Raw genomic sequence first — 10,009 nt, forward strand, 5'->3', positions numbered from 1 at the left:
ATGCGCAGCAGCTGGTTGTACTTGGCCACGCGCTCGGAGCGGGCCGGGGCGCCGGTCTTGATCTGGCCACAGTTGCAGGCCACGGCGAGGTCGGCGATGGTCGTGTCCTCGGTCTCGCCCGAGCGGTGCGACATCATCGAGGTGTAGCGGTTGCGGTGGGCCAGGTCCACGGCGTCCAGCGTCTCGGTGAGGGTGCCAATCTGGTTGACCTTGACCAGCAGGGCGTTGGCCAAGCCCTTCTCGATGCCCTCGGCCAGGCGCTGCGGGTTGGTGACGAAGAGGTCGTCGCCGACCAGCTGGACCTTGTCGCCGATCATGTCGGTCAGGGTCTTCCAGCCGTCCCAGTCGTCCTCGTCGAGCGGGTCCTCGATGGAGACCAGCGCGTACTTGTTGACGAGCTCGGCGTAGACGTCGGCCATCTCGGCGGCGGAGAGCTGCTTGCCCTCGAAGTGGTACTTGCCGCCGGAGTAGAACTCGGTGGCCGCGACGTCGAGCGCGAGGGCGACGTCGGTGCCGAGCGAGTAGCCGGCCTTCTCGATGGCCTCGGCGATGAGGTCGAGCGCGGCGGTGGTGGACTCGACGGAGGGGGCGAACCCGCCCTCGTCGCCCAGGCCGGTCGACAGGCCGCGGTCCTTGATGACGGTCTTGAGGTGGTGGTACACCTCGGTGCCCATGCGCAGGGCCTCACGGAACGTGGGCGCGCCGATGGGGGCGATCATGAACTCCTGGACGTCGACGCCCGAGTCGGCGTGAGCGCCACCGTTGAGGATGTTCATCATCGGAACGGGCAGCACGTGGGCGTTGGCACCACCGATGAAGCGGTACAGCTCGAGGCCCGAGGACTCGGCGGCGGCGCGGGCCACGGCCAGCGAGACGCCGAGCACGGCGTTGGCACCGACGGTCGACTTGTTGGGAGTGCCGTCGGCGTCGAGGAGGGCCTCGTCCACGACGCGCTGGTCCTCGGCGGGGATGCCGATGACGGCGGGGGCGAGCACGTCCAACACGGCCTCGACGGCCTTGGTGACGCCCTTGCCCAGGTAGCGATCGTCCTCATCGCGCAGCTCGACGGCCTCATGGGCGCCGGTGGACGCGCCCGAGGGCACGGCGGCGCGGCCGAACGAGCCGTCGTCCAGAAGCACCTCCACCTCGACGGTGGGGTTGCCTCGCGAATCGAGGATCTCCCGGGCTCCGACCTGCTCGATAAGCGCCATCTGTGCTCCTTGGGGGAAGTTCGTGGGTTCGTGTGCGTGGCCGGCGCCGCTGGGGTGGGCGCAGTCCGCTGGCCATTGTTCCACGTCGGTCCAGAGGGCGGGACGAGGCTGGGCCGGGGGCGCTCACCCCGCCCCCGCCTGGCCGGTCTTCGCCCCTCCCGGGTTGCGCGTCCCCTGTGTACGCCGCCTCCCCGTATACGCGTCCGGTGTGGTCCATTCCGCGCGCGTACCTCTCCCCAGTCGCCTTCGCTCAGCTCCACACGTGAGCAGGATCGACGTGCTGGCCCACGTCCATCGCGTCGTGGAGGACCCGGCCCACCACGAGCATGCCCGGGTCGAAACGGCAGACCAGACAGACTTTTCACCCGCGCTCACGTGAGGCGGAATGTCGCCGTCACCCAGATGGCCGACCATCGGCCACAGCTCGTGCACCGATGTCGGCAATAGCGTCGTCAAGGTCCGAGTCGCCCACATCCACGTAGCGGCCCGCCGCCACGTCATCCCAGCCCAGCTCGACTGCTGCACGAAGTGTCGCGAGCCTGACTGCGTCCTCACCATCCTGGCTCTGCATACTCATCACCCCTGTCGGGAAACTATGCCAATCCTGCGGGTCCGGCACGGCCTGCGTGAATACGAACCAGCCTGCAGCCGTAATTCTGGCCGCGGCGGGTCGTTGTCGTCGTCGTCATCGGACCCAAGCGCCGTCCACGCCACGCGGACTCACGCCGGCTCCCCACGCTCACCTCTGCGGCTCGGCGGTCCGGCGGTGTGCGCATCAGCGGACGCCGTCGGTGACGTACCCGGCCCCTAGAGTGAGCCCGACCCCGCCAGGACCACCCAGGAGGACTCAGTGGACTCACCCGCCCTCATCACCGCCCGCAACCGGGACGGCATCTGATGGCGGCCCGGTCCGCGCGCAAGGCAACCACCAAGCGCAAAACGAGCTCGCGCAAGGCCACAACCAGGAGCAAGCCCAGCTCCACCCGGACGAAGCCAGCCAAGAAGCCCAACGCGGCGCCGGCGGTTCCGTCGATCCCTCCCGGCCAGCGGGTGTGGCTGCTGGAGCTCCCGTGGGGAGGACTGGACGGCGGGACACCGGCCCGGGTGACCTACTACAAATCGCTCACCGCGCACGCCTACGTCGACACCGCCCTGCCGAGCGCACTTGAGGCCTACGCCAGCAAGCCGTACTCCTACCTGCGGTGGCTCGAGGACGAACTCAACGGCAGCGAGGGCCCGGGCGCGACCGCCGCGCCGATGTCGCTGCGCCCGGAGCAACTCGCGGATGTGGACGCGATCGTCGCCGCCGCCGAGCAGCAGTTTCGGCAGGTCCACCTGGCGAACGATGTGGGCACGGGCAAGACCCTGGTGGCGGTGGCCGCGGCGAAAGCCATCGCCAAGATGCGCGGCGCACACACGGTCCTGGTGACGGTGGACCGGCCGGCCCGCATCACCATCCCGTCATGGCGTCGCACCATCGCCGCGCTGGGCGATGACGGCCTCCGGTGGATCATCATGTCCTCCGACAGCCTCGGCAAACTCATGGCCCGGAACGGCCGCCCGCGGCTCAAGGTCGACGTCGCGGTGATCGACGAGGCCCACCAGTTCCGGCACGCCAGCAAGCGCACCAGCTACATGCGGCGTCTAACCCGCATGGACGGCCCTCACGAGAAGGCCCCGTTCGTGCTGTCGATCACCGCGACCCCGGGCCATCACCCGGGCGAATGGGGATACCTGTCGACGCTGTACGCGCAGGTCCACGACGATTCCCCGGCCGCGTGGTCGGACTTCGGGCGGGCCCTGTCCGAGCGGGGCGTGCCCCTGGAGACCTCGTACGGCAAGTGGACGTGGACCGCGGAGGCCAAGGAGTCGCTACCGACGCAGCAGGCCGCGATCAGCGACGTGCGCGACATCCTGCTGCGGCACGATCCGCCGCTGATGCTCACCCGGTCAGCGCCGTGGGGCCCGCCTCCGTTTGATGTGGACCTGGTGGAGCTGACCCCGGACCAGTGGCGTGCCTACGAGCTGGAGTGGGGCGACTTCCAGCGGGAGATGCAGCTGGCCCGGACTGGCAACAACGTCGCCCGCGGGCTGGCTGCGTTGGTTCGGCTGCGCCAGAAGGCATCGATGATCCGGGTCGAGCACACGGTCGCGGCGGCGAAGGCCGAACTCGAGCGCGGCTACCAGGTGCTGATCGCCACCGAGATGGTGTCCACCGCCGCGCACCCGGTGGCCGAGTTGCTCGAGGCCGACGGGATCCCGGTCGCACGGATCTACGGCTCGAACCCGCAGGCCGAGTCCGAGCGGATGCGGTTCCAGCGCGGCGAGGCGCCGGTGGTGGTGTTCAACACCCCCACCGCGATCAACCTGCAGGCCCGGGAGCAGTTCGCCGACGGCTCGTTCGCGACCGCCACCCCGCGCAGGGGCTTCTTCCACCAGGCCCGCTACTCGGGCCTCCTGGCCGAGCAGACGATGGGCCGCGCACACCGGAACCATCAGGTCTGCGCCTGGTCGCTCCTGGCGGCGGCCGGCACGATCGAAGAGCGGGCCGGGACGGTAATGCTGTCCCGTCTCATCGCCTCGGCGACCAGCACCGATGCGGACTCCTCCACCTTCGCCGAGGTGGCACGGGTGTTCGGGATCGACTGGATCCCCGCCGTCCGATTGGCGGACGAGCTCGGCTAGGGCGGGCCAGTCGCGTCGACCGGCCCCGCCCCGGCACGGTTGGCTACTCCTCGATGAACGCACCATCGAAGAGCATCGTCGAGGAGATCGTCGGACTGATGCCCTTGACCGACTCGTCGACGGTCACCAGTTCGACGCCGTTGCCGAAGACCGCATACGGCGCCACCTCGTTGTGGACCTGCTGCAGCTCGGCGTACGCCTGCTTCTGGGACTCGACGTCCGGGGCGGCCTTGAGCGCAGAGAGGGCGTCCGCGAACGCGGTGTCGTCCACGCCCGAAACGTTGAGGGCACCGCCCGGCATCAGCGAGCTGGCCAGAGTGGACGCCGGGTCGGCGTCCGAGGTCGCCAGGCCGCCGATCGCCATCTCGTAGTCGCCCGTGAACTGGCGGGCGCTCGCCGTGGAGGCCGGGGCGACCTCCACCGTCACGTCGAAGCCGACCGCGTCGAGCATCGCCTTGATGACGATCCCCGCCTCCCGGTTCTCCGGCACGTCGGACACGAGCAGAGTGAGCGAGCCGTCCCAGCCCGGGTCCTGCTTCACCTCTGCCACCAGCTCGGTGGCGCGGGCGACGTCCAGCGCGGGCCCCTCCTGCCCGGCATAGAACCGCGAAGTGTCGGCCAGCAGCGCCGATGTGGCCTGGGCGGTGTCGTCGCCCAACCGGCCGAGCAGCAGCTCCCTGTCGATCGCGTGCGTCACGGCCTGACGGGCGCGCTGATCGGTGAGGATCCCGTCGTACCCTGCGGCCCCGTTGTTCATGTAGACCAGCCGGCCGGCGCTGGTGATCTCCTCATACCCCCGGGCGTCGGCCTCGCGGGCCATGTCGGCGAACTTGGACCCACGAAGGAAGCCCACCTCGACCTCTCCGTTCTGGAACGCCTCGAACGTGGCCTGCGAACCGGGGATCTGGATGAACTGCAGCGTCGGGCACACCGGGCCGCCGTAGTAGGTCGGGTTCGGCTTCAGCACGATCTCCTGGTTGGGGACGTAGTTGGCCACCGTGAACGCGCCGACGCCCACCGGCTCGCGCGCCCACCTCTCCGGGCCCGCCGCCTCGTACGCCTTCTCGGGGATCACCTCGCCCGCGGAACCGGCGAGCAGGACCGGGAACGTGGACCAGGGCTCGGCGAGCGTGAACTCGACAGTCAGCGGATCCACCACCCGGGTCCGCTCGATCTGCTGCACGTCGGTCATGGCGGTCGAGCGCGTGGCCGGATCCTTGTGCAGGTCCATCGTGAAGGCCACGTCCTGCGCGGTGAGCGGGTCACCGTTGGAGAACGTCACGCCGTCGCGCAGGGTCAGCGTCCACACGGTGTGGTTCTCCGAGCTCTCGAGCGACTCGGCGAGCTTGGGCTCGAAGGTCTCGGTCCGGGCGTTCCACCGCATGAGCCGGTCGTAGACGGCCGCCGACTCCGCGCCACCCCGCACGCCCACCTGCCCTTGTCCGGGCGAGAACGACGGAAGCATCACGTAGGTGCCCATCGTTATGGTGCCACCGGCCTTGTCCTCCGTGCACCGGGATTCGTCGGCGGGCGTGGTCAGCGTGGCCTGCTCTCCCGTGGCGTCCGGGTCGGCCTCGCTCGTACCGCACGCGGACAGTGCGAGCGCGGTGATCGCCATGGCGGCGGCAGCGGTGGGGATGCGTCTCATCGGGTCTCCTGAGGGGTTGCGATTGGCACTCGATGTCCAACCAAGTGACACGTGTCACTTTCTCAGGAACCTAGGTGACGCCCAGCACACACCGGGCGTGAATGACCGAACCCGTGGGGCACACGGACCGGCATTCCCGGTGGGAGAGATACCGCCGGAAGCAGAGCCGCCAGGGTGATAGGGCGCAGTGCTTGAAGCACCCGGCGGGCCGAGGCAGGCCACGGGCGGCAGCCGGCCAGCGGTCCCCGGCGTGCTCGTTCACGTCAGCGCTACGTCGGCCCGGCGGCCCCGAGGATCCGCCGCGTCGACGGCGCGAGCGCCAGGAGCAGATTCGCCGTGCTCAGCACCCCGAACACCCACCAGAACCCGTAGAAGAACGTTCTCTGGTCAGACGGCAGCGTTGACACGACGGTCCACATCAGGACGACCTCGCCCGCGATCCATCCGAACTGCCCGAGCACCACGATCAGCGCGAAGTACCACTGCCAGGCGGAGGGTGCGCCCTGACGCCTCCCCCGCCGCCCCGGTGCGCGCAGGCCACGGACCAGCAGCGCGGTGAGCATCGCCCCGGCCACCCCGAGGAGCCCGAGGAGCAGCCCGGGCAGCAGGTAGTCACTGAAGGGCGTGCCCCGCAGCCACGCGGTGTCGAATCCCATCGCCGACCCATCGGGCGAGGACGCCAGGCCGACGCTGCCCCCGAACGCCATCACGGTCCAGAACGCGATCCCGGCGGTGAGTGAATACGTGGCCCATGGGCGTCTGGTTCTCACCGAGGCGCTCCTTTCTCTCGATTCGTTGCAGGTCTCACCGCGACAGCGGCCGCACCTGCTCGAGCATCACGTCGACGAACAGGTCCTTGTTCTCTGCGCTGCCGAGCCCGTGCGCACCCTCGAGCCAGATCAGTTCCTTCTCCGGTGCGTCAAGCACGTCGACGTACTCCTCCACCAGGCTCGGCATCGCGTTGACGTCGTGGCGGCCGACGAAGAAGAACACCGGCACCTCCAGCGACGGGGCCTGTTCGACGAAGTCCAGGTCTTCCAGCTGCGGATAGACGGCGTTGAACGAGTTGATCAGGCCGCGGGTGTGGTTGATCGTGTCGACGTAGCCGTACTCGGGCACGAGGAACCCGAGCAGCGGCACGACCAGCGTGTAGCGGGGAACGCCCATGATCTCGTTGAGCACGTCGAGGAAGTCCACGTACGGCCACACCACCGCATCGCCGCGGTACGGCGGCGGCCCGTTCTGGCGGAGCTTCTCCGCTCGCCCCGTCTCCCCCTGCTCCTCCAGGTGCGCTAACGCCAGTTCGTAACCCATCCGGTCGTTCTCGGTGGTGTTAACCATCTGCCCGCTGCTGATGAACGCGTGGAAGAGCTCGGGATGCTCCTGCACCAGCCAGATGCCGATGATGCTCGACCACGACACCCCGTAGAGGTAGATCTTGTCCTGCCCGAACCGCTCGCGGAGGTGGTTGGTGAGGGCGGTGGCGTCGTCCACGAACCGCCCCCGGTCGAGCTCGTCGAACGGCACGGCGCCGTACGACTTGCCCGTCCCCGGCTCGTCCCAGTTCACCACCGTGAAGTGCTCCTCCAGCGGCCGGAACTCGCTCGAGTTGAAGAACCCACCGCCACCCGGCCCGCCCATCCCGAGGTTGAGCAGGACCGGATTGGACTCGTCATGGCCGCGGATGGTGATCCACTGCTCGCTGCCGCCCAGGTCCACCGACTCCATCGACGCGATGCTGCCCGGCATCCGCTCGCCGTCCGGCCCGGTGATCGTTGGCGTCACCGCCAGCGTCTGCGAGGCGACGACCGCTCCGATCGCGGCGAGCGCCACCACTCCCACTGCGGCCGGCCTGACCCATCGCCGTCGGCGCCCGACGACGAGCCAGACCAGCGCGGCCACGGCGAGCACGAGCAGAGGAAGCCACGCCCAGATCGGGACCGAGGTGGTGAGGGGCAACAGGAGGACGGGGAGGAAGACGACGACGGCGACGACCACGGCGGCCGCGGTGACCCACGCGTGGGCCCGGCCTTTCGGTTCCCGCGTGCGACTGGTCACGATGACTCCTCCGCCTACACTTCACACAATACGAGTCCGACAGAGTGGATGTCCGCGATGACGCCGATCGACGATGCCGCAGTCCGCGCGGATGTCCGGAGCTGGCGTGGTCTCGTCCGGACCGGTGCGTGGGCGGCGTTGGCCAGCGTGGGGCTCATCGCGGTGCAGATCGTCGTCTACCTCCTCTGGCCTCCCCCGGACACCGTCGAGGGCTTCTACTTCGTGCTCGCCGACAATCCCGTCGCGGGGCTGCTCATGCTGGACCTGCTCTACCCGGTGGGCAATCTGCTGACCCTGCTGCTCTACGCCGCACTGGCGGTCGTGCTCTGGCGGGTAAGCCGGTCCGCGGTCGTGATCGCGCTGGGGCTGGGCGGGATCGGGATGGCGGCCTACATGTCCTCTCCCCGCCCGATCGAGATGCTCCACCTGGCCCGCGCCTACGCGGAAGCCGGTCCCGCTGAGGGGGCTGCGCTGCTGGCGACCGGGGAGGGCATGCTCGCCACGTGGACGGGCACCGCCTTCGACGTCTACTACGTCCTCAACTTCGCCGCCCTGCTCATCTTCGGCATCCTCATCTACCGCAGCACCGTGTTCAGTCGCGCCACCGCGGTGTGGGGTCTCGCGGCCGCAGTCCTCATGGCGGTGCCGTCGAACGTCGGGACGATCGGGCTCGCCTTCGCCCTCGCCTCGCTCATTCCGTGGTCGGTCTTCGCCGTCCTCTCCGCCCGGCGGCTCCTCGCGTTGTGCCGCGGGCTCTGAGGACGCCGACCGGTTCGAACGATCGCCCTCGTCGTCGTCGCTGTTGTTGTCGTCGTTGTCGTCGTTGTCGCTGACGCCACCGACGCACGCCTACGTCACGCGCCCCCGAACCACGCCCGGCTGAGCTCGGCATAGCGCCCATCCGCCCGGAGCAGCTCGTCGTGCGTGCCGGATTCGACGATCCGGCCGTGGTCCATCACCAGGATGCGGTCGGCGGTGGCAGCCTGGCTCAGCCGGTGCGCGACCACAAGTCCGGCCCGGTCGCGGAGCACCGCTGCGGCGGCCGAGTCGAGGCGGCGGGCGCCGGCAGACCCGGCCTCGGCCGTGGCCTCGTCGAGGATCACCACGTCCGGGTCGGCCAACTCGACGCGGGCCAGCGCGATCATCTGGCTCTGCATGGGGTCGAGCGCATGTCCGCCTTCACCGATGAGGGTGTCGATACCGTCGGGCAGGTCGTCGACCCAGTCCGCGCCGACGGTCTCCAGCGCGGCGCGCACCTCGGCGAGGCCGGCCTCGGGCCGGGGCGCGCGGACGTTCTCGACCACGGTGGTCGCGAAGGTGTGCACCTCTTGCGAGACCATCGTGACGTGCTGCCGCAGCTCCACCGGGTCGACGTCGGTCAGCGGGACCCCACCCAGTCGCGCACTCCCCCGCGTCGGAACCACCGAGCCGGCGGCGACCAGCGCGAGCGTGCTCTTGCCGGCGCCCGTGGATCCGACCACCGCGACCACCTCGCCCGGCGCGACCGTGAGGTCCACGTCGATCAGAGCGGGAGCGCCCTCTCCATAGGTGTGCGTGATGCCGGTGAGCTCGAGCGGGCCGGCCCCGGCGGCGGTGGAGTGCAGCGCGGCGGTGCGCTCGGGCACGGGCATGGTGATGACTCCGACCATCCGCACCAGCGAGGCCCCGGCGGACTGGACCTGATCGACCATGCCGACCAGCGCACCGATCGGGTTGAACAGCCGATGGAACAGCAACGCGGCGGTCGTCACGGCACCGGCGGTGATGGCGCCGGAGTCCACGAGGAAGAACCCCACCACCAGCAGCAGCCCGAGGACGGTGACCTCGGCGCGGTTGTTGCGACTGAAGGCGCGGGTGACGAAGTGGAACACCTCGATGGAAAGGTCCCGGGCTCGGGCGGAGGCGGCGGTGATCCGATCCAGCTCGGAGTCCTGGGCGTCGTAGGCGTGCAGCGTCCGGGACCCGGAGATGCCGCCCAGGAGACGGCTGGCGCGGGTGCCGAAGGCGGCGCGCTCGGCGGCATAGATGGGGCCGGACCGGGGCAGGTACCAGCGCAGGGTCGTCCAGTACATGGGCAGCGCGAGCAGCCCCACCAGCCCGAGCCGCCAGTCGACCGTCGCGAGCCCGACCCCGGACACGATCACCGTGAACGCCGACTGCACGACGAGCGGGATCACGGCGGTCGCGGCCTGGCTGATCTCGCGGGCGTCCTCGGCGACGCGGGAGACGAGGTCACCGGTCTCGGTCGTCTCCATCTGCGCCGCGCCCAGGCGCAGGGAGCGGTCCATCACCATCTCGCGCAGGCGTGCGACGGTCGGTTCGGTGAGCCGGGCGAGCCACGCCTGGCCGGCCCAGGTGCAACCGGCGCCCACGACGCCGGCCACGGCGATCGCGCCCGCGCCGATCC

Annotated in this window: 7 protein-coding genes; 2 read left to right on the top strand and 5 right to left on the bottom strand. The window is 69.9% G+C overall.

Annotation, left to right across the window (positions count from 1 at the left end; genetic code table 11):
* Nucleotides 1–1,211 (bottom strand): phosphopyruvate hydratase (gene eno, locus G6024_RS00060; protein WP_159147537.1); only part of this gene is annotated, 1,211 nt, incomplete at its 3' end.
* 897 nt (nucleotides 1,212–2,108) lie between these two features.
* Here eno and G6024_RS00065 point away from each other — a divergent pair.
* Nucleotides 2,109–3,896, top strand: a complete 1,788-nt coding sequence (locus G6024_RS00065; protein ID WP_159147538.1) for a DEAD/DEAH box helicase family protein — start codon at nucleotides 2,109–2,111, stop codon at nucleotides 3,894–3,896.
* 43 nt (nucleotides 3,897–3,939) lie between these two features.
* Here the strand turns inward: G6024_RS00065 and G6024_RS00070 are convergent, their stop codons facing one another.
* The 3 genes from G6024_RS00070 to G6024_RS00080 form a co-directional block, all read right to left on the bottom strand.
* On the bottom strand, nucleotides 3,940–5,544 hold the full coding sequence (locus G6024_RS00070) for an ABC transporter substrate-binding protein (RefSeq protein ID WP_159147539.1): 1,605 nt from the start codon (nucleotides 5,542–5,544) through the stop codon (nucleotides 3,940–3,942).
* A 269-nt stretch (nucleotides 5,545–5,813) separates the two neighbouring features.
* On the bottom strand, nucleotides 5,814–6,314 hold the full coding sequence (locus tag G6024_RS00075; RefSeq protein ID WP_159147540.1) for a hypothetical protein: 501 nt from the start codon (nucleotides 6,312–6,314) through the stop codon (nucleotides 5,814–5,816).
* A 34-nt stretch (nucleotides 6,315–6,348) separates the two neighbouring features.
* Nucleotides 6,349–7,602, bottom strand: a complete 1,254-nt coding sequence (locus G6024_RS00080) for an alpha/beta fold hydrolase (protein ID WP_159147541.1) — start codon at nucleotides 7,600–7,602, stop codon at nucleotides 6,349–6,351.
* A gap of 57 nt (nucleotides 7,603–7,659) precedes the next feature.
* On the opposite strand from G6024_RS00080, the gene G6024_RS00085 reads away from it, so the two are divergent.
* Entirely contained in the window at nucleotides 7,660–8,361 is a 702-nt protein-coding gene (locus tag G6024_RS00085; protein WP_159147542.1) for a hypothetical protein, read from the top strand.
* 95 nt (nucleotides 8,362–8,456) lie between these two features.
* Here G6024_RS00085 and G6024_RS00090 read toward each other — a convergent pair.
* Nucleotides 8,457–10,009: ABC transporter ATP-binding protein (locus tag G6024_RS00090; protein ID WP_159147543.1), on the bottom strand; the 1,553-nt coding region annotated here is incomplete at its 5' end.

The organism is Dietzia maris (genome assembly GCF_014144855.1).
In the GTDB taxonomy this organism is placed as follows: Bacteria; Actinomycetota; Actinomycetes; order Mycobacteriales; family Mycobacteriaceae; genus Dietzia; species Dietzia kunjamensis.

What these genes read in the sequence shown, in the direction of transcription:
- G6024_RS00065 (WP_159147538.1), top strand. Translation starts at nt 2,109, where the DNA reads ATGGCGGCCCGGTCCGCGCGCAAGGCAACCACCAAGCGCAAAACGAGC.
- G6024_RS00070 (WP_159147539.1), bottom strand. Translation starts at nt 5,544, where the DNA reads ATGAGACGCATCCCCACCGCTGCCGCCGCCATGGCGATCACCGCGCTC.
- G6024_RS00085 (WP_159147542.1), top strand. Translation starts at nt 7,660, where the DNA reads ATGACGCCGATCGACGATGCCGCAGTCCGCGCGGATGTCCGGAGCTGG.